A 24873-nucleotide genomic window follows, 5' to 3' on the forward strand; every position below is an offset into this window, starting at 1 on the left:
GGAAGTTCGGTGTCGTTGCGGCACCATCGGTCTCGCGGACCGGCACCGGGAGGAATGCCGGACGCGAACGCCTGACGGGATGGGAATAGATGTATCTGGATCTGCTGACCACGGCCTCGCTGGCCGATCCACACCTGCTGAGCAGCAGCGTGGACACCCTGGCGAGCTCCGACACGGTCAACACCGCCCTCGATGTGCTGGCGAAGAAGAGCCGGGGCAGCAGCGGGAGCAAGAGCCGCGGCGGCGTCGGCACGATCTTCGGCGGCATCTGCTGCCTGGTGATCGTGGTGGTGATCATCGTGGTCGTCGTGATGCTCAAGAAGAAGAACAACAATCAGCCGCCGCAGGGGCAACCGCCCTTCGGTCAGCCGGGGCAGCAGCCGTACGGGCAGCAGCCCTTCGGGAACACCGGTGGTCAGCCGTACGGGCAGACGGGTCAGCAGCCCTACGGTCAGCAACCGTACGGGCAGCAGCCCTACGGTCAGCCGGGTGGTCAGCCGCCCTACGGTCAGCCCGGTCAACCGCCGTACGGCCAGCCGGGGCAGCCGCCCTATGGTCAGCCGGGTCAGCCGCCCTACGGCCAGCCCTGACCTGATCGGAGGACTCGCGGCGATACCCTCGTTCGATGACGAGGCATCCCCGCGAGTCCTCGAACGATCACCTGTTCGCCAAGGGGCTCTCCGCGACCGGTCTGGCCGCGTTGTTCCTGCTCCTGCGACTGTTCGCGGTGACCGACTACGACTGGAACGCCGCGTTCTCCCTGGTCGGCACCCTCGGCATCGGCGATGTGGCCGCCATGGTCCTCGGCACGTTGATGGCGGCGCCGGTGCTGGCCGGGTGCGCGCTGGGAATCCTGTTGCCCGCCGCGCTCATCCATCAGATCGCCCTCGGCAGACCGAGCTGGTCCACCGCGGGCAATCTCACCTGGTTCATCACCGTCGCGTTGTTCTTCGTCTCGCTGCTGTGGACCTTCCGGCAGTGGTGGGTGGCGGTGCTGGCCGTGCTGGTCGGCCTGACCCTCTACGCGCTGGTGCTGCCCCACCGGAACAGGCATGAGCACAGTCGGTTCGCGCACTGGTTCCTGCGCAGTTCGGTGCTGATCGTCACCGTGGCGGCGCTGATCCTCGCCACCGTCGTGCAGGACCCGTGGGTCTCGCTCGAACGCATCCACACCAGGAACGACGGTGTGCTCGAGGGGTATGTGATGGAGAATCCGCCGGGGTTCCTGAAGGTGCTGCGGGAGCGGGGCCGCGAGATCGTCATCCTCGACGTCGCCGATGTCACCGGGCGCGAGGAGGTCGACCCGGAGCCGTGAGGCGGCGCCGCCGGGGATGGGGCAGAGTGAGGGGCGTGCAGCTGATTCTCGTGCGTCATGCCCAGCCCGACCGCGTGGTCGGCACGTCCACCGCCGCCGCCGACCCGGCGCTGACCGAGATCGGCAGGCGCCAGGCCGAGCGGGTGCCCGCCGCGCTGGCCGCCCACGACATCGTCCGCGTGGTCTCGAGCCCGCAGCGCCGCGCCCGCGACACCGCCGCGCCCACCGCTACCGCGCGCGGCCTGGCGGTCGAGATCGTCGACGACCTCGCCGAATACGACCGCGACCTGCCCGCCTACATCCCCATCGAGGACGCGAAGACCGATTTCGCCGACGCCTACGCCCGCATCAAGGCGGGCTACCTGCCCGAGCAGATCGACGGCCCCGCCTTCACCGCCCGCGTCCTCACCGCCGTCGACGCCCTGGTCGCGAGCAGCGCCCCCACCGACACCGTGGTCGCCTTCGCCCACGGCGGCGTGGTCAACGTGCTGCTGGCCGACATCCTCGGCCTGCCCCGCCCGCTGACCTTCCCGATCGACTACTGCTCGATCACCCGCATCCTCTACTCCCGCACCGGCACCCGCACCGCGGCCACCATCAACGAGAACGGCCACGTCTGGGAACTGCTCCCCCGCAACCTCTCCCGCACCGCCCCCTGACAGACCACAGGCCCGGTGTCGTGGACACCGGGCCTGTCATCGTGTCAGCTCACGCTTGCTGGGCGATCCAGTTGTGCATCCAGGTGATGGCGGTCTGGCCGCCGCCCACCGGGTAGGAGCCGTAGAGGGTGTGGGCCTGGGAGCGGTAGAAGCGCTCCAGGTCCTTGGCGCGCTGCTGGTTGGCGGCCTCCGACAGCTGGGCCTGCAGCGTCGGGACGCCGCCGTGGGCCATCAGGTCGTTCATGATCGCGCCCGCCTCGATCTGGTAGCGCCACAGGTTGGCCGGGTTGGCGTCCGAGCTCTGGGCCAGGAAACCGGCGAACCGGGTGACGAAATCGTCGGTGGCGGTGGCGCAGTAGAGGTCGTCGACCGCGCAGATGGTGCGCACCCGGTCGCTGATCCAGCCGAAGCCGCCGGGACGCGCGCCACCGGCGCCAGCGCCCTGGGCGTGCGGGCCCACCTGCACATCGGTCGGCGAGCGGCGCGGGTCGGAGATCAGGCCGACGGCGGCGACGCGCTCGGGCCGGATCGGGCCGATGCCGATGCCGATCTCGGCGGCGAGATCGCCCGCGGCGTCGGCACCCTGGCTGTAGCCGACCAGCGCGACCTTGGTGTCGGCGCAGGCGGCCAGCTTCGCGGTGATCAGCCCGCGTGCGGTGTCGACGGCCTCCTTCTTGGAGTTGCCGTACACATCGCCTTCCCACGGGAACGCGGTCGCGGCGTAGGTCACATAGTCGACGTCGGTATTGCGGGGTAGTCCGTTGGTGACGCCCGCCAGCATGCCGGGGCCGGGCTCCTTGTCGTGGCCCGTCTCCCAGGTACCCGGGATCGCCACGACATACAGGCTCGGGCAACCCGGTGCCGCGGAGGCACTCGTACTACCGACCATGATTCCGGTGGTCATCGCCGCGGCAGCACCCAGTGCCGCGGCAACTTTCTTCAAACGCATGCCGCTCCAGTTCAACCTTGTCTTCCCAGACCTCGCCGCGAATCACAATAAAGCCACCGGCCCGCCAGTGCCACATGACCGGGTGTCCATGTCCGATTTCCGACAGTCGGCGAACGATCGCATGACCGCGCCACCGATGAATTCCGCGTCACACTGTCGTCTACACAGCAACCGAGCAAGATCGAATCAACCGGAAATCGAGGACATCATGGGCAAGATCGTTGTGGCGGAGTTCGTTTCGGCCGACGGAATCATCGACAACCCCGCCTGGACCGCGCCGTACTGGAACGACGCCATCGGCGCGTTCAAGAACCCCGAGGTCTTCGACGCCGACGCGCTGCTGCTCGGCCGCGTCACCTACGAGGGCTTCGCCGCGGCCTGGCCCGAGCACCCCGAGGAGGGCGAGTACAAGGACCGCATGAACTCGATGCCCAAGTTCGTCGCCACCTCCACCACCGCGGAGCTGGACTGGAACGCCACCCGGATCGAGGGCGATCTGGCCGAGTCCATCGCGAAGCTGCGCGCCGAGCACGACCTGCTCGTCTATGGCAGCGGCGCGCTGGTGGAACTACTGCGCGCGCACAATCTGGTCGACGAGTACCGGCTGGTGGTCTACCCGGTCTTCGTCGGCAAGGGGCTGCGGCTGTTCACCGATGTCGACGCCGCCGCGAAGCTCGAGCTCACCAGCTCCGAAACCCTCGACAACGGCGTGCAGTTGAACATCCTCACCGTCACCGGCCACACGCTGGACTGACGGTGGGATGTTCGCCCGCGGTCGCCGAACTCACACCTCGAGGTCTTCCTCGATGCCCTTGAGGCGGTGGCGGGCCAGCGCCAGGTTGCCGCGGGCCCGGTCCAGGGCGAGGTAGAGGAACAACCCTTTGGACTTGCGGCCCGTCATCGGCCGGATGATGTGGTACTGGGTGCCCAGGGTGATGAGGATGTCCTCGATCTCCTCGTTGAGGCCGAGCTGTTCGATGGTCCGCATCTTGGCCCGGACCACCTCGGTGTTGCCCGCGGCCGCGATCTGCAGATCCAGGGCCTTGGTGCTGCTGAGCATGCCGAGCGCCATGCCGGAGTTGTAATCGACGATCGCGGCGCCGACCGCGCCGTCGATCACCATCATGTCCTTGAGTGCCAGATCGATATTCGACATGTCCTACCTTTCATTTGGTGTGCTTGCCCTGGTCGTTGCCAGAGATGTTCGCCGCCGCCAGATGTTCGGCGATGGCGCGAGCGACCGGTCGCGACTCCAGGTGGAGCCGACCGACGTTCACTTCCGGGCCCGCCAGCACCGTCAACGCGGTGTATCCGGCGGCGTAGATCACCACCTGCCCGTCGGTGCCGTGCACGACGACCTCGCTGAATCCGCCGCCGTGCGCGGTGGAGGCCAGCCGGAACGACAGCGACAGTTGCGCGGCGGCCAGCGCCGCCATGCCCGCGGGTTCGATGTGCGGGGGTAGATCGTGCTCGATGAGCAGGCCGTCACTGGAGGCGACGATCGTCCCCGTGAGCCGGGGCACGCGCTCGCGCAGGGATTTCAGTTCGGCCAGTACGGCCGCGTTGCGTTCGGGCACGGTCATCACCTTGGTCAACTTCTTTCCCCTCCAATCACCGAGCAGTTTCTTCCGCGCGGTCACGCAAGCTCCTCCAACGCCGCCTTGAGCCGGATGAGTAGGTCGCGGTCCACGGGTTGCCAGCGCTCGGGTTGATAGGGCCGCACTCCGCGGTATCGGACGGACGCGGTCGCTTCCTCGTCGAGCGCGTGCCGACCCGATCCGCTCGTCCCGAGGAGGGGACGTGTCGGTCGCGGCGGATTCGGCACCCGCCGGGGCAGTTCGGGGACGCCGGTCGTGGGCCGGGGCATGCGGCGCGGGGCCGGTTCCGGGGCGAGGGCGAGGTGACGGCGCCGCGCGACGGGGGCCTCGATCAGCCCCGCGGCGGTGAGGTCGCGCACCGCGACCAGGCAGCCGTAGGTGGTGCGGCCCAGGTCGCGGGCGATGTCGGCGATGCTGCGGCGGCTGTCGACGGCGGCGAGCACCTCGGCCTGACTGCCGGTGAGCACCACCCGTTTCCCGTCGGTGCGCTGGGCCGGGACCACCGGTTGCGTCGCGACCAACTCCGCGGGCCACGGCCCGAACTCCGGATCGCCGCGCCGGGCGCATTCGTGCACCACCGCGTGCGGCGCGACCCGGCAGACGTTCGACAGCCAATGCTCGGGCGCCGGAACGAATTCCGGTTCGGCTGGGGAGGCCAGCAGGAAATAGGCCGCGTCGTAGACCGAGAGCACCGCGAGGGTTTCCAGGCGTGGGCCGTGCGGCAGCGCGTCGGGGTCGCCGGAGCCAGCACGTCGCCAGTCCTCCGCGGTGGCCACCCCCGCCTCGACCACCAGGCGGTCCAGGCCGGGCGTGCGGCGACAGCCCGCCGAGGTGATCGCGCCGTCGGCGAAGTGGAACTCGCCGTCTCCGGCGCGCAGGACGCCGGTGGATCGCTGCTGTTCGAGCCGGTGTAGTTCGTCGGCGAGCGCGACGCTCATCGTTGCCCACCCGTCAGTTCGTCGAGCGCCGAGCGCAGTTGGTAGCGCGCCATGCCCAGGTTGCCGGTGTCACCGTCGAAGACCACGTGCATGAACAGGCGGCCGTCGAAATCGCCGTCGACGAGGTGCAGCAGGTGGAAACCCGAGGTGCGACAGACGACGATCTCGGAGATCTCGTCGTTGTCGCGGCCACCGGACAGCGCCGTACAGCCGAGGGCGGCCCGCACCACCTCGGTGGTGCCCGCCGCGTCCTCGTGCTCGTCGACGATGCCGTGCGCCCCTGCCGCGGCAATCGCCAATCCGCTGGCCCCGTCCACCAGTGTCACGCTGCGCGCACCGGGAATATCCATGATGCGTTGCAAGCAGCCGTCGAGAGAATTCACACGCCCCGGCCCGTCATCGATCGGTTATCGAAACGAGACGCTATACCGCCCCGCAACCACTCGCATCCCGAACGCCGGAAAATTGCTGCCGGGCAAAATGTTTGCTGGGGTTTGCTGGAAAACCGCTCGGTATCAATACTTTTGAGTAACCGGACGCGTCATTCGCTACTCGTCGGTGAACCCGAAGGTCAATCCCCCTTTTCGGCGCCCAGCGATCACCGCGCGAACTTCGGAATTATCCACTTCGCAAACCTCGCCTTTGTGTGGACGCCGTTTTTCCCGGAAACAACGCGCGGTGCGGGTCAGCCCGCGGCGCGCCGGTACCAGGATTCGGCTTCGCGATGCGCGCCCTCGGATTCGAGCAGGGCGGCGAGGTTGGCCATCGCGCGCGGGTGACCGAGATCGGCGGCGCGACGGAAGCAGCGGCGCGCGGCGGTGACGGCACCGCGGTCGCGCAGCAGCAGGCCGAGATTGTTCATCGCGTCGATGTCGCCGTTGTCGGCGGCCTCGGCGTACCAGGACTCGGCCTCGTCGAAATGGTGGCGCTGTTCGTAGAGCCGGGCCAGGTTGTACATGGCGTCGAGATGCCCGGCGACGGCGGCGCGGTGGTACCAGATCTCGGCATCGGTGCGGTCGCCGTACTGGTAGAGCAGCGTGGCCAGGTTGTACATGGCGTTGCTGTTGCCACCCGAGGCCGCGCGCCGGTACCAGGACTCGGCCTCCTCGATGTCACCGAGCTTGTCGAGCAGCACGGCGAGGTTGTTCATGGCCCGCGTGTGCCCCGCCGCCGAGGCCTGCCGGAACCAGTATTCGGCGGCCTCGAAATCGCTGTGGTCGTAGTAGATGTTGGCGAGATTGTGCATGGCGGTACCGTCTCCGCGCTCGGCAGCGCGATGCAGGCTCGCCATCGTTCCCGGCGGCAACGGCACAGCTCCCCCTCGGATCACCGGTTACACCTCGTCACGGAAAGTCTATGTGCTGCACCGAAGATCAGCCACGTCCTTCTCGTGTACCCCGAACCCCTTGCCCCCGAACACCGTTCACCCCCCTACGCATCTCCCCGGCAAACCCACTACCCCTCCGGTACCGATTCGCGCCCACCCCCAGCGCTCGAGCGCAACCCTCGCACCAGCTCGGCCACTACCCACCAACTGACTACGATATTGTAGTCAAAAACGTTGACTACAATATCGTAGTCGCCTAATATGACTACGAAATCGTAGTCACCAAGGAGGTTGCCGTGGCCTACTCGGGAAAGGTGACCAGCCCCGAATCACTCGGCCGAATCCTGCAACAGGCCCGTCTTCTCAGCGGCCTCACCCAGCGCGAACTCGCTGAACGATTGGGTACCACCCAGCGCTACATCTGGGAGATCGAGGCAGGCAAGCCCTCGATCTACGTCGAGCGACTCTTCGCCATGATGCGCGAGACCGGCATGGAACTCACCGCGACCATCGACCCGAGGGACGACCACCATGGGTGATCTGACCGTCGAGCTGTACGGCACTCACCTGGGAACCCTCAGCGGCACCTCCCGTGACTACGATTTCGTGGCAGACGCCCAGGCCATCGGCACCTTCGGCCTGGACAGCACGATCCTGTCGCTGGCTGTCCCCCTGGCCGCCGTCCCGACGCGAGCACGCAGATCCCGTCGGCAGAACTTCTTCCGCGAACTGCTGCCGGAAGGCAGGATGCTCACACGCATGGCCGAGGCGGCGGGCCTCGGCGAGCGCGACGTGATCGGACTGCTCCGCCGATACGGTCGTGACGTGGCGGGTGCGATCCAGATCTGGGATCCCGATGTTCCCGGAGAGCCGAAATCCCCCGCGCTGGAGCCCCTGACCACGGCCGCTGTCGCGGAGATGCTGATCAATGTCGGCGAGAACCCGCTCGGAAACAGACCGGCCGGTGGCAAAACGTCGCTGGCTGGCGTGCAGGACAAGATCGTCCTGGCTCGAACCCCGCAGGGGTGGAATCGCGTCATCGACGGCTATCCGTCGACCCATATCCTCAAGCCAGAATCGGGTACGAATCCGAGCACGATCTACGACGAGGAGTATGGGGCGCGTTTCGTTCGCGCCGTGGGGCTCGCCGAATACGACACGTGGACAACCGAGTTCGACGGCGTTTCCGCGGTGGTGATCGAACGATTCGATCGGGTGGGTGACGCGCCTTCCTCGCGAATTCACCAGGAAGACTTCAGCCAGGTGCTGGGCGCCTCGGGCGATCAGAAGTATCAGCGGTTCGGTGGGCGCGTCACCATGGCGCGCATCGCGGGCTGCCTGGCCGCGCTCGGTGATCGTGAATCGCTGAAACGCCTGCTGCGGATGACCACTCTCGCGGTCGCGGTCGGAAATCTGGACATGCACGCGAAGAACATCTCGCTGCTGCACCTGCCCGACGGCTCGACCACGCTCGCGCCCGCGTACGACTTCGTTCCACAGACTCATCAGCGCAATGACGGCGAGATGGCGCTGGCGGTGCACGAGGAGTACCGCCACCGGGCGATCACCCGTGCGCATCTCGTCGCCGAGGGTGCTGCCTGGGGTTTGTCCAACGCCGCCGAGATCGTGGATGCCACCTTGTCCCGCACACTGTCCACAGTGCGAGCCGAAACACCGCATCCCCGGGCACATTCCACGCTGACCGGCGACATCACCCGCTTCACCACCAACCTGCTCGCGGGGCGGGCGGCTGGGTGGGATGGTTAGGCGGAGATCCAGGTGGCGAGTGGCCAGATGGTGGCCATGGCCAGGGTGCCGAGGGCGGCGCGAGGGGAGATGAGGTCGCCGCGGAGGGCGGCGCCGGAGGCGAGGAAGGCGCCGGAGGCGAAGGCGAGGGCTTCACCGATGATGAGGACGGTGAGGGCGGTGATCTTTCTGGGGGCCTCACACGATGGGTCGACCGGGCAGCGGTCCAGGTCGTCGATGAGGACGGCGGCGATGGCGGCGGAGTAGACGAAGGCGGCGAGTACCGCGACGCAGAGTGCGGTGGTGAGGAGGAGGTCGGCCAGCCGTAGGACGGTCGGCCCGCGGGAGTTCATGAATCCCAACGTACTGGGGGGTGCGTCGATACGATCGGACGAATTCTCTATCGGCGGCATGTCAGGACATCGGGATCATGAGAACTCCTCGCCTTCTTCTCCTGCTGATGACCGGGGTAACCGGTGCGCTCGTCCTGCCCGGGGCGGCGACGGTGAGTGCCGCGCCGCAGACGTGTGCACCGTGGACGCGGGAGGTCGTCGCCGATGGGTTCGGGGCGTTGGAGAATCTCGGGTTCGACGGGCGGGGGAATGTGCTGCTGTCCGAACAGGATCTGGGTGGTGGGCCGGGGGCCGTGCGGGTGCTGGGTGCCGATGGCACTCGGGGCACGCTGGCTGACGGGGTCGATGGGCCGGGTGGAATCGTGGTTGACGGGGCGAGCGCGTACTTCACCACCGGGAACACCGCGACGGCCGCGTTGAGCGGGCAGAGTTCGGGGACAATCGATGCGGTCGATCTCGAGACCGGTGTCCGGAGCACGGTCGCGCGCGGGCTGACGATGCCGAACGGGCTGACGCGATTGGCGAACGGTGACTTCGTGGTGAGTAGGGACATCGGCGGTGGGTCGATGACCAGGGTGGACACGGCGGGCAACACCACGCCGTTCGCGACGACGCTGACCTCGACCAACGGCCTGGCCTTCGACGCACCCCGCGATCGGCTGATCGTCTCGACCACCTTCGACCCCACCACGGTGATCGCCGCCGTCGACCCTGCGGGCACCCCGATCACCCGCACCGAGCTCCCCGGCTTCGGCCCGCTGAACTCCGCCGACGACCTCACCGTCGCCCCCGACGGCACCGCCTACGTCGCGCTCAACGTGGCGGGCGCGGTCCACCAGGTCGACCTCGACAACGGCCGATCCTGCCGCATCGCCGACAACCTGCCCCTGATCTCCTCGGTCCGCTTCGGCACCGGCCCCGGCTGGGACCCGAACTCCCTGTACGCCACCAGCTTCCTGGGCACCGTCACCAAGCTGTCTCCGCCCCGGTAAGCACCGGCGAACGCGAAAGGCGCTCGCGGACCTGGTGGTCGGCGAGCGCCTTTCGTGTTGTCGCGAGAGATTACCGCTGGGCGACGGCGGTCGGCGGGATCGGCGCGGGGAGCGCGGTTTCGCCTTCCAGGAACTTGTCCACGGCCGAGGCGGCGGCGCGGCCCTCGGCGATGGCCCAGACGATCAGGGACTGGCCGCGGCCCATGTCACCGGCGACGAAGACGCCGGGGATGTTGGTGGCCCAGTTCTTGTCGCGCTGCACGTTGCCGCGGCCGTCGTAGCCGACGCCGAGGTCGGTCAGCAGGCCGGGCTTCTGCGGGCCGACGAAGCCCATGGCCAGCAGCACCAGGTCGGCTTCGAGGGTGAAGTCGGTGCCTTCGACCTTCTCGAAACGGCCGTTGGACATCTTGACCTCGTGGGCCTCGAGACCGGTGACCTTGCCGTCCTTGCCGACGAAACGCTCGGTGTTCACGGAGAACACGCGCTCGCCGCCCTCCTCGTGCGCCGAGGAGACCCGGTACATGAGGGGGTAGGTCGGCCACGGGGTCGAGCCCGCGCGCTCCTCGGGGGGACGCGGCATGATCTCGAACTGGTGGATGCTCTCGGCACCGTGGCGGTGCGAGGTGCCCAGGCAGTCGGCGCCGGTGTCGCCACCGCCGATGATGACGACCTTCTTGCCCTTCGCGTGGATGGGCGGCAGGCCGTCGGCGTCGGTGATGTCGTCGCCGAGCTGCACGCGGTTGGCCAGCGGCAGGAACTCCATGGCCTGGTGGATGCCGTCGAGCTCGCGGCCCGGGATCGGCAGATCACGGGCGATGGTGGCGCCACCGGCGAGCACGATCGCGTCGAACTGCTCGCGCAGCTGCTCGGCGGAGATGTCGACGCCCACGTTCACACCGGTCTTGAAGATGGTGCCCTCGGCCTCCATCTGGGCGAGGCGACGGTCGATGACCGCCTTCTCCATCTTGAATTCCGGGATGCCGTAGCGCATCAGACCGCCGATGCGGTCGTCGCGCTCGAACACGGTCACGGTGTGACCGGCCCGGGTCAGCTGCTGGGCGGCGGCCAGACCGGCCGGGCCGGAGCCGACGATCGCGATCTTCTTGCCGGTCAGGCGGGTCGGGTACACCGGGGTGACCCAGCCCTCGTCGAAGGCGTTCTCGATGAGCTCGACCTCGACCTGCTTGATGGTGACCGGCTGCTGGTTGATGCCCAGCACGCACGACGCCTCACACGGAGCCGGGCACAGGCGGCCGGTGAACTCCGGGAAGTTGTTGGTGGCGTGCAGACGGTCGATGCCCTCGCGCCAGCCACCCTTGTACACCAGGTCGTTCCACTCGGGGATCAGGTTCCCCAGCGGACAGCCGTTGTGACAGAAGGGGATACCGCAGTCCATGCAGCGGCTGGCCTGCTTCTGCAGGGTCTCGTGCGAGAACTTGTCCTCGTAGACCTCTTTCCAGTCGAGCAGTCGCAGCTCGACCGGGCGCCGGGTGGGAAGTTCCCGAGAGGTGTGCTTCAGAAATCCCTGGGGATCAGCCACGTGCGGCCTCCATAATCGCCTCGTCAACGTCCTTGCCGCTCTTCTCAGCTTCGGAGATGGCGAGCAAAACCTTCTTGTATTCGCGGGGCATGACCTTCACGAAGTGGTTCACCTGCTGGGACCAGTCGCTCAGGATGCGTTCGGCCACAGCCGAACCCGTTTCGTCGCGGTGCGTCGCGATGATGTCGCGCAGCCAGGTGAAGTCGTCACCGGAGAGCTGCTCGATCGCCTCGGACTGATCCGGGTTGACGCGCTCGGGCAGCGTGCCCTCCGGGTCGTAGACGAACGCGACACCGCCGGACATACCGGCGCCGAGGTTGCGGCCGGTACCACCGAGGATGACCACTCGGCCACCGGTCATGTACTCGAGCGCGTGGTCGCCCACACCCTCGACCACCGCGGTGGCGCCGGAGTTGCGCACGCCGAACCGCTCACCGGCGACACCGTTGATCAGGATCCGGCCGCTGGTGGCGCCGAACATGATCACGTTGCCCGCGATGATGTTGTCCTCGGCGACGAAGCCCTCCGGCGCGGTGAGCGACGGGCGGACCACGATGTGACCACCGGACAGACCCTTGCCGACGTAGTCGTTGGCGTCACCCTGCACGCGCAGGGTGATACCGGCCGGGACGAACGCGCCGAAGCTGTTGCCCGCCGACCCGTTGAAGGTGATGTCGATGGTGTCGTCGGGCAGGCCCGCGCCACCGTAGAGCTTGGTCACCTCGTGGCCGAGCATGGTGCCGACCGTGCGGTTGACGTTGGTGATCTTGGTTTCGATCTTCACCGCCTGACCACGCTCGAGTGCGGGGGCGCTCTGCGCGATCAGCTCGTTGTCCAGCGCCTTGTCCAGGCCGTGGTCCTGGGTGCCGGTGCAGCGGGTGTCCTGGTTCATGAACGCCGTCTCCGGCATGTCCAGGATCGGCGACAGGTCCAGCTTGGCGGCCTTGTAGTGCGCCTTGGCCTTGGTGGTGTCGAGCAGGTCGACCCGGCCGATGGCCTCGTCGAGGGTGCGGAAGCCCAGCTCGGCGAGCAGCTCACGCACCTCCTCGGCGATGAACAGCATGAAGTTCTCGACGAACTCCGGCTTGCCGGAGAAGCGCTCGCGCAGCACCGGGTTCTGGGTGGCGATACCCACCGGGCAGGTGTCGAGGTGGCACACGCGCATCATGATGCAGCCCGAGACGACCAGCGGAGCGGTCGCGAAACCGAACTCCTCGGCGCCGAGCAGGGCGGCGATCATCACGTCGCGGCCGGTCTTCATCTGACCGTCGACCTGGACCACGATGCGGTCGCGCAGGCCGTTGAGCAGCAGGGTCTGCTGGGTCTCGGCCAGGCCGAGCTCCCAGGGGCCACCCGCGTGCTTGAGCGAGGTCAGCGGCGAGGCGCCGGTGCCGCCGTCGTGGCCCGAGATGAGCACGACGTCGGCGTGCGCCTTGGACACACCGGTGGCGACGGTGCCGACACCCGGCTCCGCGACAAGTTTCACGTGAATCCGCGCCTGCGGGTTCGCGTTCTTCAGGTCGTGGATCAGCTGGGCCAGATCCTCGATCGAGTAGATGTCGTGGTGCGGCGGCGGGGAGATCAGACCCACGCCCGGGGTGGAGTGACGCACCTCGGCGACCCACGGGTACACCTTGTGCGCGGGCAGCTGGCCGCCCTCGCCCGGCTTGGCGCCCTGGGCCATCTTGATCTGGATGTCGGTGGCGTTGGTCAGGTAGTGCGCGGTGACGCCGAAGCGACCCGAGGCGACCTGCTTGATCGCCGAACGACGCCAGTCGCCGTTCTCCTCGACCTCGAAGCGAGCGGGGCTCTCGCCGCCCTCACCGGAGTTCGAGCGCGCGCCCAGGCGGTTCATCGCGATGGCGAGGGTCTCGTGCGACTCCGCCGAGATGGAGCCGTAGCTCATCGCGCCGGTGGAGAATCGCTTGACGATCTCGCTGGCGGGCTCGACCTCGTCGATCGAGATCGACGCACGGGCGCTGGTCTTGAACTTGAACAGGCCGCGCAGGGCCGCCAGCCGCTCGGACTGGTCGTCGACCAGCTTGGTGTACTCCTTGAAGACCGAGTACTGGCCCGAGCGGGTGGCGTGCTGCAGCTTGAACACGGTGTCGGGGTTGAACAGGTGGTACTCGCCCTCGCGACGCCACTGGTACTCACCGCCGACCTCGAGCTCGCGGTGCGCGCGCTCGTTGCGGTTCTCCAGGAACGCCACGCGGTGACGGGCGGCCACCTCGGCGGCGATCTCGTCGAGACCGATGCCGTCCAGCGGCGAGCGCAGGCCGGTGAAGTACTCGTCGACCAGGTCCTGGGCCAGGCCGATGACCTGGTACAGCTGGGCGCCGTTGTAGGAGGCCAGGGTGGAGATGCCCATCTTCGACATCACCTTGAGCACACCGTTGCTGGCCGCGGTGCAGTAGTTCGCGACGGCCTTGCGGAAGTCGGCGGTGCGGTCGCCGGTGCTGCCCGGGATCTGCAGCGAGCCGCGCTCGAGCATGTCCTCGATGGTCTCGAAGGCCATGTACGGGTTGATCGCGGCGGCGCCGAAGCCCACCAGCATGGCCATGTGGTGCACCTCGCGGGCGTCACCGGCCTCCACGACCAGGCCGACCATGGTGCGGGTGCGCTCGCGCACCAGGTGGTGGTGCACCGAGGAGGTGAGCAGCAGCGACGGGATCGGCGCCAGCTTCTCGTTGGACTCGCGGTCGGAGAGCACGATGATCCGCGCGCCGCCGTCGATGGCGGCCGAGACCTGGGTGTTGATCGCGGTCAGCGCCGCGCGCATGCCCGCGCCGCCCTCGGCGGCCGGGTACAGACCACGCACGACCACCGAGCGCAGGCCGGGGTGGCTGCCGTCGTCGTTGATGTGGACCAGCTTGGCCAACTCGTCGTTGTCCAGGATCGGCTGCTCGAGCGCGATCTGCTTGCACGACTCGGGGCCGGGGTGCAGCAGGTCGGCCTCGGGACCGATGTTGCGCTTGAGGCTGGTGACGACCTTCTCGCGGATCGCGTCCAGCGGCGGGTTGGTGACCTGCGCGAACAGCTGCGAGAAGTAGTCGAACAGCAGGCGCGACCGGTTCGACAGCACCGCGATCGGGGTGTCGGTACCCATCGAGCCCAGTGCCTCGCCGCCGGTCTTGGCCATCGGCGTGATCAGCAGGTTCAGGTCCTCGGTGGTGTAGCCGAAGATCTGCTGACGGATCAGCACGCGGTCGTGCGACATGTGCACGTGCGGGCGGTCGGGCAGGTCGGCCAGGCGGCTGACGCCCTCGTCGAGCCACTGCTGGTACGGCTGCGCCGCGGCCAGCTCGCCCTTGATCTCGGCGTCGGTGAGGATGCGGCCCTGCTCGGTGTCGACCAGGAACATCTTGCCCGGCTGCAGGCGGATCTTCTGGACCACGGTGGCCGGGTCGATGTCGAGCACGCCGACCTCGGAGGCCAGCACGACCAGGCCGTCGTCGGTGACCCAGATGCGACCGGGGCGCAGACCGTTGCGGTCGAGCACGGCGCCGATCTTCTTGCCGTCGGAGAAGCAGACGGCGGCGGGGCCGTCCCAGGGCTCCATCAGCATGGAGTGGTACTCGTAGAACGCCCGCAGCCGCGGGTCCATGTTCTCGTCGCGTTCCCAGGCTTCGGGAATCATCATCATGACGGCGTGGTGCAGGTCGCGACCGCCCAGGTGCAGCAGTTCGAGCACCTCGTCGAAGCGGGCCGTGTCACTGGCACCCGGGGTACAGACGGGGAAGATCTTCTCCAGGCGGTTCTTGCCCGCCTCGTCCTTGCCGAACACATCCGAACGCAGCAGCGCCTCACGCGCGCGCATCCAGTTCTCGTTACCGGTGACGGTGTTGATCTCACCGTTGTGGGCGACCCGGCGGAACGGGTGCGCCAGCGGCCACGAGGGGAAGGTGTTGGTGGAGAAGCGCGAGTGCACGATGCCGATGGCCGACTCGACGCGCTCGTCCTGCAGGTCCAGGTAGAACGCGCGCAGCTGCGGCGTGGTGAACATGCCCTTGTAGATGAAGGTCTCGCCGGACAGGCTCGGGAAGTACACCGACTCCTTGCCGACCGCGCCCTCGCCCGAGCCGGACTTGCCCAGCTCGTGCTCGATCCGCTTGCGGATCACGTAGGCGCGACGCTCCAGGTCCATGCCCGAGAGCTGCTCGGCGGCGTTCTTCGGCGAACCGATGAAGATCTGCCGGAAGGTGGGCATGGCGTCGCGCGCCAGCGCACCCAGCGAGGACTCCTCGATCGGCACCTCGCGCCAGCCCAGCACGGCCAGGCCCTCTTCGACGACGATCTTCTCGACGCCGTAGGCGGCACGCGCGGCTTCGCGACGGGCCTGCGGCAGGAAGGCGATACCGGAGGCGTAGGAACCGACCGGGGGCAGCTCGAAGTCGACCACAGCGCGGAAGAACTTGTCCGGGAGCTGGATGAGGATGCCCGCGCCGTCACCGGAGTTCGGCTCCGCGCCCGCGGCACCGCGGTGCTCGAGGTTCAGCAGGGCCGTGATGGCCTTGTCGACGATGTCGCGACTGCGTCGTCCGTGCATGTCGGCGACGAACGCGACGCCGCAGGCGTCGTGCTCGAATGCCGGATCGTAGAGCCCGGTGACACCGGGTGACCTGTGGCCAGGAAGTTGCGTCATGCCTCTGCCTTCAAGAAAGTCGGCTGTCGATGAATCGGCCGCCCGTTGGATTGGGCCCTATCGTCGTTTCGCCTCCGTCAAGACTGCGTCCGTACGATCCGAAACCAGCTACGGTGATGGTTGCGGCGTGCAGTCACGTCTCCAGTTGTCCACCCGCTTCGTTGACGTAGTGGGTGCTCAGAGGTAACGGAACGTTGACACGTTCCTCACCTCCGCGCGGGTTTCACCCGCTACTGTTGGCCCGGTTTCACCGGACCCCGAACAGGTGGTTGTGCCGAACAGGGGTGTGCTCGGCGTAAGAGCAAACGATAAGTCAGACCGTGAGCCCAACCAACTAAGGTTGTGCTAATAACCTTGTCTAGCTGGGGTTTGTAACGGCGGCTTGCTTCGTCGCGCGCGTCGTCCAGTGTAAAGCAGAGCGGGTGCTGGATCGATCCCGGACAACCCGTGCCGACCTGCGCGAACACTGTGGGCGAGCAGGCCCGAAACATCCTCCGGCACCGGGCCGAAAGCTGAACTCACCTGCACCGCAGCAGATTTCCCTTTACTCCCGGACGCCAAACCTGAAACCTCCGCTAACCGGGGTAGGTCACGGTGAGATATATCCGACAGCGGCTTCGACATGCGGGGTAGTCATCCAACCGTTCGGTCTGTATTTCGGAGATGTGCCGCAGCACACTTCTGGCTACCGATCGAGGAGTGTCGTTCGCCACATCGGGGGCGTACCAGACCGTCCGGTATGGCTCGCCAGGGTCGACACGCCGAGGTGGACGCGTCGAACCGACGGCGCCGCGATGTATCAGGTGTCCAGTTGTGAGGCTGACCACAAAGAGGCCGCGCGCGCTCGGTGTGGCGGGTCGGGGCCTGTCACGCTGGCACAACGAATCCATGACAGTTTCGCCATGCCATGTGGAGCGCACGACCCGGGGAGAACCTATGACCGGCACACTCACCTGGCTCGGCGGAGGGCTCGCCTCGCCGCGCCGCGGCGCGCCGGACACCGGCACGGAGCAGGCCGTCAGCCAGGAACAAGCGGGGTATGCCGTCACCGGGGCCGCGGTGGCGTTGTTCGGGGTGGTCACCGGCATCGTGCTGGTGGCGGCGCTGGGCGCGGCCGAGGGGGTCGGCTGGCCGGTCGCGGTGGTGCTCGCGCTACTGGGCGCGGCCGGGGCGCTGGCCCTGGGCCGTGCGCTGGCGAGCACGCCGCTGGACCGAGGACGCACCGGCCCGCGTGCCGAGACCACGGCGACCGACCGGCGCGTGACCGCGACCAGGATCGGCGTCGGGGTGGCGGCGGGCGTGCTGGTGGCCGAACTCGCCTCGACCGTGCTGCTCGGCGGAACCATCGACCGGGAACTGGACGTGCGCGCCCAGGACAGCGCCGAACAGGCCCCTGTGGTGGTGGCCGCGCGCGGTGAGCTGGACCGGGCCACCGCCGACCGGGCCGCCCTCGACGCGACCATCACCAAGGCCCAGGCCGACATCGACACCGCGCTGGTCATCGCGCGCTGCGAGTTCAACCCCACCCCGCAGTGCCCGCAGACCCGGATCACCGGCGTCCCCGGCCGCGGCCCGGAATCACAGACCGCCAACGACATGCTCGACGACGCCCGCGCCCAGCTCACCGCCGCCCAGGGCCGCACCGAGACTCTCGACGCGGCCGTGCGCACCGAGACCGCCGACCTCACCGCCGCCCGCGCGCTCGCCTTCGCCGACGCCGACCGCGGCCTCGGGGCCCGCTGGCTGGCCATGAACGGCTACACCAGCGCGCACGCGGGCGCCGCCGCGCTGCGCCTGCTGGTGCTGGTGATCGGCGTGCTGCTGGCCCTGCTGCCGCTGGTGCTGCGCTGGTGGCGTGGGGAGACCGCGCTGGATCGCCGGATCGGCGCGCGGGAGATCGCCGACCGGGCCGAGCGCGCGGCCGACGCCGCCATCGCCGTGCGGCGCGCCGAGGTCCGCACCGAGACGGCCGCGCTGCGCGCCGAACACGAGCTCACCAGCGCGCGGCTGGCCATCGAAGCCGATACCGTGATCGACCGGGAACGTCAGCGCACCAGGATCATCGCCGCGATCGGCGGTTTCGAGCTCGGGTTCACCGAGCCGCATCGAAAGGACGACTCCGTGGCTCTGGAGCCGAATGTGACACCGCAGCAGCTGCCCGCCGGATACCTCCCGAACGCGTTGCCGCAGGCCAGCGCGCCGCAGGCGGGGGCGCTGGTGCCGGTGCAGCAGCCGGTGAGCGCGCCGTCCGCGCCCGCGCAGGCGCCGACCGGCGGCGGTCTCGAGCTGCCGATCATCGGCACGGTGCCGTTCACCGACACCGCCGCGCGCTGGATCCGTCCGCTGGTGCCCTCGTTCGTGGCCAATGCCATCGACTCGGCGACCCACCCGCTGCGCACCGCGCGCCAGGCCTTCGAGGAGGTCGAGGAGGTCACCTTCACGCTGCGCCGCACCCGCAAGGTCACCGTCGACACTCAGGACTCGCACGCGCCACAGCAGCCGCAGATGGCGGCTCCGGCGGGCTACCAGCTGCCCGGTCAGCCCATGCCGGGGTACCTGCCCGCGGGCTACCCGCAGCAGGCAGCGCCGCAGTACCAGCAGCCCTACGCCCAGCAGCCCTACCCCCAGCAGATCGCCGCCAGCGTGGTCGACGCGCCCGCCACCCGCTACCACCCGGACCCGCGCCAGTATCCGGCCGCGCCGACCTACCCGGCGCTGTCGGCCGGTCAGGGCACCGGGCTGCCCGCGGCGGACGGGCCCGGCGAGATCGCGGGCAGCGAGGTCACCGAGTTGCCCGGCGGTCGGCGTCAGCTGCCGCCCGCCCGCTGATCGCGGCCTTCAGTGAACATTTGTACTCCGACTGTGATCCACGGCCGAGCACACGTCACCGACGGCGTGGAGCGTTCCGAAACGAACCGCTGACTGGTCATATAGCGGCACCGACGCGTCAGTGACCTGGACTACACCGCGCCGAACGGGTCCGAACTCGGTTTACAGTGCGAAGGTGATCCACAGCGAGGGACCGAAGCGCGCCGCGCCGTGGGGCTCGCCGCTGCTCGGACCGGTCGAGGAGAAGTCGTCCATCCGACGGGTCCGGGTGCAGCTGCTGCTCACCGTGCCGCTGCTGGTGGCCAATCTGATCGGCATCGCGATGATCGTGGTGCTGGCCGGATTCGTGCTGCCCGGACCGACGGTGTTCACCTGGGACCTGCTGCTCATCAACGCGGTCTTCACGCCGGTGTGCGCGCTGCTCGCGCTGGTGATCGGCACCGTCTGGGGGACGGTGGCCGGGCTGCGCACCATGCGCTGGGCCACCGATCCCGACCGCGTGCCGACCCCGGCCGAACAGCGCGTCACCGTCTCGGCGCCGCGCTGGATGGTGTTGCAGCAGGCCGTGCTGTGGACATTGGCGCTGGTCACGCTGACGATCGTCTACGGCATCGCCGACCCCGCGCTCATCCCCAAGGTGGCGCTGTCGATCGGCTCGGCCGGGATCGTGGTGTGCGCCAACAGCTACCTGATCATCGAATTCGCCCTGCGCCCGGTCACCGCGCGCGTGCTGCAGGCCGACCCGTACCGCCGCCGCGGCATCGGCGTGTTCGGCCGGACCATGCTGTCGTGGCTGGTCGGCGTGGGTATTCCGGTGGCGCTGTCGATGGTGGTGGCGGTGTGGGCGCTGGCCGATCCGGCGGTGAGCAAGGCCAGGCTGGCGGTGTGCGTGCTCAGCCTCGGCGGCTCGGCGCTGCTGTTCGGGATGCTGTTGATGGCGCAGGTCGTCGCCGCGACCGTGGCCCCGATCAAGGGCGTGCGCCAGGCGCTGCGCCGGGTGGAGGACGGCGATCTCGACACCGAGGTCACCCTCTACGACGGCACCGAACTCGGTGACCTGCAGAGCGGCTTCAACCGCATGGTGCACGGGCTGCGCGAGCGCGCCATGATCGAGGACCTGTTCGGCAAGCACGTCGGCCACGACGTGGCCATGGCCGCCATCGCCTCCCAGCCCGTGCTCGGCGGCACCGAGACCGAGGCCGCGGCCCTGTTCATCGACATCATCGGCTCCACCACCATGGCCGCCACCCGCCCCGCGCCCGAGATCGTCGGCATCCTCAACCGGTTCTTCGACATCGTCGTCGACGAGGTGGAACGCCACGGCGGCCTGCTCAACAAGTTCGAAGGCGACGCCGCCCTCGCCGTCTTCGGCACCCCGGCCCCGCTCGACGACCTGGCCGGAGCCGCCCTGTCCTGCGGTCGCGCCATCCAGCGCCGCCTGCGCGAAGCCTCCGACCTCGACGCGGGCATCGGGGTGGCGGCGGGGCGCGTCGTCGCGGGCAATGTGGGCACCCACAACCGCTACGAGTTCACCGTCATCGGCGACGCCGTCAACGAGGCCGCCCGCCTGTGCGAACTCTCCAAGAACTACGAACAACGCCTCCTCAGCTCCGCCACCACCCTCGCGGCGGCCACCGACACCGAATCCGCGCACTGGACCCTGGCCGACACCGTCACCCTGCGCGGCCGCCTGAAGCCCACCCGACTGGCCCTGCCCACGGCATCGGCCACCGTCCCATAGACTCCAGGCGTGCGTTCTGCCGTCGATGCGGTCGGCGCCGGTGGGGGCGTCGATCCGGCACGGCCACCGACGGTCCCGATCCGGCCCCTGGCTTTCCGCGAACTGCTCGACGAGCCGTTCGCCCTGATCCAGGCCCATCTGCGCCCGCTGGCCGTGCTCGGTGGCGGTGCGCTGGTGCTGGCCGTGCTCGCGGTGCTCGGGTTCACCGGGCTGGTCTCCCATCTCACCGGCGGCTCGAATCTGGGGACGATGTGGGCGGTGCTGCTGGCGACCCTGGGCTGCGGGTGGCTGGTGCGGCTGGTGCTGCGCGGCACGACCGTCGCCCTCGCGCTGGCCGACTTCCGGGGCGTGCGCTTCGGATTGCGCGCGGCCCTGCGCACCGCGACCGATCACCTCGGACCGCTGCTGCTGGCTCAGCTGATGTTCTCGCTGCTCGGCGTGGGCATTCTGGTGGTGGGCAGCCTGCTGATCGTCACCTATCCGCTGGCGCTGCTGTGGCTGGCGTTCGTGCGCGCCAAACGCTTCGCTGTGGAGTCGGCGATCATCGGTGAGCACGCGGGATACGGTGTGGCCGTCGTCCGTTCCAAGGAACTCGTCCACGGCGCCGAGAGCCGGATCGCCGGATTGTGGCTGCTGCAGCGCCTGCTGTTCGCTGCACTCGCCGTGCCCGCCTTCGGTATTCCGTTCTTCCTGTCCGACTTCTCCGGCACCCACCGCTGGGCCTTCTTCGCCCTGCTGGTGAGCGGCTGGCTGCTGGTGGTGGTCGTGGCCGAGATCGTCGAATCGGCCAGCCGCGCGGTCTGCTACATCGATCGTCGCTGTGTGCGCGAAGGTCTCGACATCGAGATCCCCGGTGGTTCCCGGTGAGCGACGACGACTTCCGCCCGGCGCCTTCCGATTCGACCGGGGACGCCCACGCGACCCCACCTGCCCCGCCGCGCCTCGGTGCCGCCGCCGACCATCGCGCGGCCGCCGAAATCGCCGCCAACCGTCGCGATTACGACAATGCCCTGCGCGAGCGCTTCCGCGCCGTGCTGCGCGCCCTGGAACAGGCGGGCACCCTGCCCGTGCGCCGCTCGCGTACCGCGCAGGAGACCGCCGACGACGCCACCACCGCCCTGCCGCTGGAACACGCCACCGAATTGCACCCGGCGGCACGCAGTTTCGACGAGGTGGTCTACGGCGGCCGCGCCGCCACCGAGGACGAGTACCGCCGCCTCGAATACGCCGACCGCTACTCCCAGGGCGCGCCGCCCCCGGAACCCGAACCGATCGAACTCGCCGTCACCGAGCGAGAAGCCAAGCAGCGCAAGCAGCTTCCCCCGCTGCCCGACCTGCTGCGCAACCCGAAGTTCTGGGCCGCGCTCGCGGCGGGCCTGGCGATCGCCCTGCTGCTCTACGCCACGATGCAATCCTGCGGTGCGCCCAACGCGCCGACGCCACCCACCCCACCGGACCTCCCGCCACCCCCCGACACTCCCGACCCACCCGACCCACCGCGCGGCGACTACGACCCCGATTTCGGCGAGGGCAAGGACTCGATCTTCAGCTCCCTGCCCGGCTGGCTCGCCTTCGGCGGACTGCAGTTCCTGCTGGCCTTCCTCGCCGTGGTCGCCTGGCGCGCCCGCAGGCGGGGCGCGCTGGTGGGCGAGCCGCGCCCGGTCGAGGTGCCCGCCAACGAACTGCTCGCCGGGCAGGCCGGTCTGTACCGCCGCTCCGGTGACGTCGCCCATGTCGCCCAGATCCTGCGCGCCGCGACCCTGCGCCGCATCCGCCCCCGCCTCGACGATCTCACCGACGACCAACTCGTCCACACCGCCGCCGCGCGCCTCGGCGTCCCCGCCGAGCAAATCGGCACCGTCCTGTTCGGCGCCGTGCCGGACGAGGACACCCTCTATCACGTTGCCGCACACCTCGAATGGATCGAGACGGAGCTCGCATGACCGACAACACTGTTCTGCAGAAATCGCCGAGCGCGGCGGACGCCGGTGCGGCACTGGCCGCCTTGCGCACCGAGATCGGCAAGGCCGTGGTCGGCAACGACCAGGCCGTGCTGTATCTGGTGCTCGCGCTGCTGTGCCGGGGGCACGTGCTGCTGGAAGGTGTTCCGGGCGTGGCGAAGACGCTGCTGGTGCGCGCGCTGGCGACCTCGCTGGATCTCGAGCACGCGCGCGTGCAGTTCACCCCCGATCTGATGCCCGGTGACGTCACCGGTTCGCAGATCTACGACCCGCACTCGGCGGAGTTCACCTTCCGGCGCGGGCCGGTGTTCACGAATCTGCTGCTGGCCGACGAGATCAATCGCACCCCACCGAAGACCCAGTCCTCGCTGCTGGAATCCATGGAGGAGCGCCAGGTCTCGGTCGACGGACAGCCGCAGCCGCTGCCCGATCCGTTCGTGGTGATCGCCACCCAGAACCCGATCGAGCAGGAGGGCACCTATCCGCTGCCCGAGGCCCAGCTGGACCGGTTCCTGTTCAAGATCGACATCCGGTTGCCCGAGCGCGACGACGAGTTCCGCATCCTGCAGCGCCACGCCAGCGGCTTCGACCCGCGCGATCTCGGCGCCGCGGGTCTGCGCCCGGTGGCCGGGCCCGCGCACATCGCCGCCGCCCGCGCCGCCGTCGCCGAGGTGACGGTGAGTCCGGAGGTGCTGGCCTACATCGTCGACCTGTGCCGGGCCACCCGCTCCTCCCCCGCCGTGGCGCACGGCGCCTCCACTCGTGGCGCGACTGCGCTGTTGGCCGCCGCGCGCGCCTTCGCCTGGCTCAACGGCCGCGCCTATGTGACCCCCGACGACGTGAAGACAGTGGCCGTGCCGGTGCTGCGGCACCGCTTGCAGTTGCGGCCCGAGGCCGAGCTGGACGGGGTCAGCAGCGAGGGCGTGCTCTCGTCGCTGCTGGTCTCGGTGCCGGTGCCGGTGTAGCGAGGTGGTCGTCACGGGACGGTTCGCGCTGCTGGCCACGGTCGCGGCGGCGCTGGTGATGTTCGTGGTGCCCGCGGCGTGGGGCGTGCTCGTGGCCTGCCTGCTGCTGGCCACGCTGGTCCTCGTCGATGTCGCCCTGACCGCGCGCGCCGACGCGGTCACCCTCACCCGCGATCCGCTGACGATCGTGCGGCTCGGGCGCGGCACCGAGGTGGAACTGGTCGTCACCAATACCGGCACGACCACCGTGCGCGGCATGCTGTGGGACTCCTGGCCCGACAGCGCGCGCCCCGATCTGCGCACCCATCCGCTCGACCTGGCGCCACGCACCCGAATCCGGTTGCGTACCAGCCTGACTCCGACCCATCGCGGTGATCGCGTCGCCGGTCCGGTCACGCTGCGGCTGCTCGGTCCGCTCGGGCTGGCCGGGCGTCAGCGGCGCGTGGAGGTGCCCGCGCGGGTGCGCGCGCTGCCCGCCTTCCGCAGCGAGCGGCTGCTGCGCTCGAAGGTGAAGCGGCTGCATCATCTCGAGGGCCGCAATGTCGCCAACACCCGAGGGCAGGGCACCGAGTTCGATTCCTTCCGCGAGTACGTGGCGGGCGACGACGTGCGCAGCATCGACTGGCGGGCCACCGCCCGCGCCACCGACGTGCTGGTGCGCACCTGGCGGCCCGAACGCAACCGGCACGTGCTGATGGTGCTCGACACCGGCCGCGCCGCCGCCGGACGGGTCGGGGCCGGTACCCGGCTGGACGCCTCGATCGAGGCGGCGTTGCTGCTGGGCGGTCTGGCCGCGGCGGCGGGCGACACCGTCGACCTGCTCGCCTACGACCGCACGGTGCGCGCCGAGATCAGCGGGGTGGGCGGTCACCAGCTGCCGTTGAAACTCATGCACACCCTCGCCGGGGTGGTCCCCCGCCTTGTGGATACCGACACCGGCGGCCTGGTCCGCACGGTGATCTCACGGGTGCGCAAGCGGGCGCTGATCGTGTGGTTCACCGCGCTGGACGGACCCACGGTCGCCGAACACCTGCTGCCCGCGCTGCCCACCCTCACCCGGCGGCACCGAGTGTTGATCGTCTCGGTCACCGACCCCGATATCGCCGCGGCCGCCCGTGATCGCAGCACCACGGCGGCGGTGTACACCGCGGCGGCCGCCGAAACCGTCCTGGCGGAACGGGCCGTCACGCAGGAATCCCTGCGGCGGCGCGGCGTGGCCGTGGTGACCGCGGCGCCGGATCGGCTGCCCGAAGCGCTGGCCGACGAGTACCTGGAACTGAAGCAGTCCGGCTCCCTGTGAATTTCGTGTTGTCCA

Annotated in this window: 22 protein-coding genes; 13 read left to right on the forward strand and 9 right to left on the reverse strand. The window is 69.1% G+C overall.

What is annotated here, in order from left to right; all coding sequences use genetic code 11:
* The first annotated feature begins 89 nt into the window (after positions 1-89).
* Genes QC180_RS02300 through QC180_RS02310 form a run of 3 tightly spaced genes read left to right on the forward strand, consistent with a single transcriptional unit; the run spans position 90 to position 1974 of the window.
* Positions 90-590 carry a hypothetical protein gene (locus QC180_RS02300; RefSeq protein ID WP_278260862.1) on the forward strand — a complete coding sequence of 167 codons (501 nt, stop codon included), beginning with the start codon at positions 90-92 and terminating at the stop codon, positions 588-590.
* A gap of 35 nt (positions 591-625) precedes the next feature.
* Entirely contained in the window at positions 626-1315 is a 690-nt protein-coding gene (locus tag QC180_RS02305) for a hypothetical protein (RefSeq protein WP_278260863.1), read from the forward strand.
* A 35-nt stretch (positions 1316-1350) separates the two neighbouring features.
* Positions 1351-1974, forward strand: coding sequence for a histidine phosphatase family protein (locus QC180_RS02310; protein ID WP_278260864.1), 624 nt, complete (start codon positions 1351-1353; stop codon positions 1972-1974).
* Positions 1975-2023: 49 nt separating this feature from the next.
* On the opposite strand, the gene QC180_RS02315 is transcribed toward QC180_RS02310, so the two are convergent.
* Positions 2024-2923 carry a cutinase family protein gene (locus QC180_RS02315; RefSeq protein WP_278260865.1) on the reverse strand — a complete coding sequence of 300 codons (900 nt, stop codon included), beginning with the start codon at positions 2921-2923 and terminating at the stop codon, positions 2024-2026.
* Positions 2924-3131: 208 nt separating this feature from the next.
* Here QC180_RS02315 and QC180_RS02320 point away from each other — a divergent pair, with 208 nt between their 5' ends.
* Entirely contained in the window at positions 3132-3677 is a 546-nt protein-coding gene (locus QC180_RS02320; protein ID WP_278260866.1) for a dihydrofolate reductase family protein, read from the forward strand.
* Between the two features lie 30 nt (positions 3678-3707).
* Here the strand turns inward: QC180_RS02320 and QC180_RS02325 are convergent, their stop codons facing one another.
* The 5 genes from QC180_RS02325 to QC180_RS02345 form a co-directional block, all read right to left on the reverse strand.
* Complete coding sequence (locus QC180_RS02325; RefSeq protein ID WP_278260867.1) at positions 3708-4079, reverse strand: hypothetical protein; 372 nt, start codon at positions 4077-4079, stop codon at positions 3708-3710.
* Between the two features lie 10 nt (positions 4080-4089).
* Complete coding sequence (locus tag QC180_RS02330) at positions 4090-4563, reverse strand: roadblock/LC7 domain-containing protein (RefSeq protein WP_278260868.1); 474 nt, start codon at positions 4561-4563, stop codon at positions 4090-4092.
* Positions 4560-5459, reverse strand: a complete 900-nt coding sequence (locus QC180_RS02335; protein ID WP_278260869.1) for a hypothetical protein — start codon at positions 5457-5459, stop codon at positions 4560-4562. The genes QC180_RS02330 and QC180_RS02335 overlap by 4 nt, the downstream gene beginning before the upstream one ends.
* Positions 5456-5809 carry a hypothetical protein gene (locus QC180_RS02340; protein ID WP_278260870.1) on the reverse strand — a complete coding sequence of 118 codons (354 nt, stop codon included), beginning with the start codon at positions 5807-5809 and terminating at the stop codon, positions 5456-5458. Before QC180_RS02340 ends, QC180_RS02335 begins: the two co-directional genes overlap by 4 nt.
* Positions 5810-6144: 335 nt before the next feature.
* Positions 6145-6705: a tetratricopeptide repeat protein gene (locus tag QC180_RS02345; RefSeq protein WP_278260871.1), complete on the reverse strand. Its 561-nt coding sequence runs from the start codon at positions 6703-6705 to the stop codon at positions 6145-6147.
* Positions 6706-7082: 377 nt separating this feature from the next.
* Between QC180_RS02345 and QC180_RS02350 the strand changes: the two genes are divergently transcribed.
* Positions 7083-7325: a helix-turn-helix domain-containing protein gene (locus QC180_RS02350; RefSeq protein ID WP_278260872.1), complete on the forward strand. Its 243-nt coding sequence runs from the start codon at positions 7083-7085 to the stop codon at positions 7323-7325.
* Entirely contained in the window at positions 7318-8553 is a 1236-nt protein-coding gene (locus tag QC180_RS02355; RefSeq protein ID WP_278260873.1) for a type II toxin-antitoxin system HipA family toxin, read from the forward strand. The genes QC180_RS02350 and QC180_RS02355 overlap by 8 nt, the downstream gene beginning before the upstream one ends.
* On the opposite strand, the gene QC180_RS02360 is transcribed toward QC180_RS02355, so the two are convergent.
* On the reverse strand, positions 8550-8885 hold the full coding sequence (locus tag QC180_RS02360) for a hypothetical protein (protein ID WP_278260874.1): 336 nt from the start codon (positions 8883-8885) through the stop codon (positions 8550-8552). The two genes, QC180_RS02355 and QC180_RS02360, sit on opposite strands and share 4 nt — an antisense overlap.
* Before the next feature lie 107 nt (positions 8886-8992).
* Between QC180_RS02360 and QC180_RS02365 the strand changes: the two genes are divergently transcribed.
* Positions 8993-9877, forward strand: a complete 885-nt coding sequence (locus QC180_RS02365) for an SMP-30/gluconolactonase/LRE family protein (RefSeq protein WP_278260875.1) — start codon at positions 8993-8995, stop codon at positions 9875-9877.
* A gap of 70 nt (positions 9878-9947) precedes the next feature.
* Here QC180_RS02365 and QC180_RS02370 read toward each other — a convergent pair whose 3' ends face one another.
* Entirely contained in the window at positions 9948-11417 is a 1470-nt protein-coding gene (locus tag QC180_RS02370; protein ID WP_278260876.1) for a glutamate synthase subunit beta, read from the reverse strand.
* A complete protein-coding gene (gene gltB / locus QC180_RS02375) occupies positions 11410-16062 on the reverse strand; it encodes a glutamate synthase large subunit (RefSeq protein ID WP_278260877.1) in 4653 nt (1550 codons plus the stop codon). The genes QC180_RS02370 and gltB overlap by 8 nt, the downstream gene beginning before the upstream one ends.
* A gap of 936 nt (positions 16063-16998) precedes the next feature.
* Between gltB and QC180_RS02380 the strand changes: the two genes are divergently transcribed.
* The 6 genes from QC180_RS02380 to QC180_RS02405 all read left to right on the forward strand — a co-directional run bounded on the left by QC180_RS02380 (position 16999) and on the right by QC180_RS02405 (position 24858).
* Positions 16999-18891: a DUF4407 domain-containing protein gene (locus QC180_RS02380; RefSeq protein ID WP_278260878.1), complete on the forward strand. Its 1893-nt coding sequence runs from the start codon at positions 16999-17001 to the stop codon at positions 18889-18891.
* A 175-nt stretch (positions 18892-19066) separates the two neighbouring features.
* Entirely contained in the window at positions 19067-20632 is a 1566-nt protein-coding gene (locus tag QC180_RS02385) for an adenylate/guanylate cyclase domain-containing protein (protein ID WP_278260879.1), read from the forward strand.
* A gap of 9 nt (positions 20633-20641) precedes the next feature.
* Positions 20642-21499: a hypothetical protein gene (locus QC180_RS02390; RefSeq protein ID WP_278260880.1), complete on the forward strand. Its 858-nt coding sequence runs from the start codon at positions 20642-20644 to the stop codon at positions 21497-21499.
* The gene (locus QC180_RS02395; protein WP_278260881.1) at positions 21496-22575 is read left to right on the forward strand and encodes a DUF4129 domain-containing protein; all 1080 of its coding nucleotides are present in this window, start codon (positions 21496-21498) and stop codon (positions 22573-22575) included. The genes QC180_RS02390 and QC180_RS02395 overlap by 4 nt, the downstream gene beginning before the upstream one ends.
* A complete protein-coding gene (locus QC180_RS02400) occupies positions 22572-23558 on the forward strand; it encodes an AAA family ATPase (protein ID WP_278260882.1) in 987 nt (328 codons plus the stop codon). The genes QC180_RS02395 and QC180_RS02400 overlap by 4 nt, the downstream gene beginning before the upstream one ends.
* A gap of 4 nt (positions 23559-23562) precedes the next feature.
* A complete protein-coding gene (locus QC180_RS02405; protein ID WP_278260883.1) occupies positions 23563-24858 on the forward strand; it encodes a DUF58 domain-containing protein in 1296 nt (431 codons plus the stop codon).
* The last annotated feature ends 15 nt before the right edge of the window (positions 24859-24873 follow it).

Source organism: Nocardia anocheti, from assembly GCF_029675105.1.
GTDB lineage: Bacteria > Actinomycetota > Actinomycetes > Mycobacteriales > Mycobacteriaceae > Nocardia.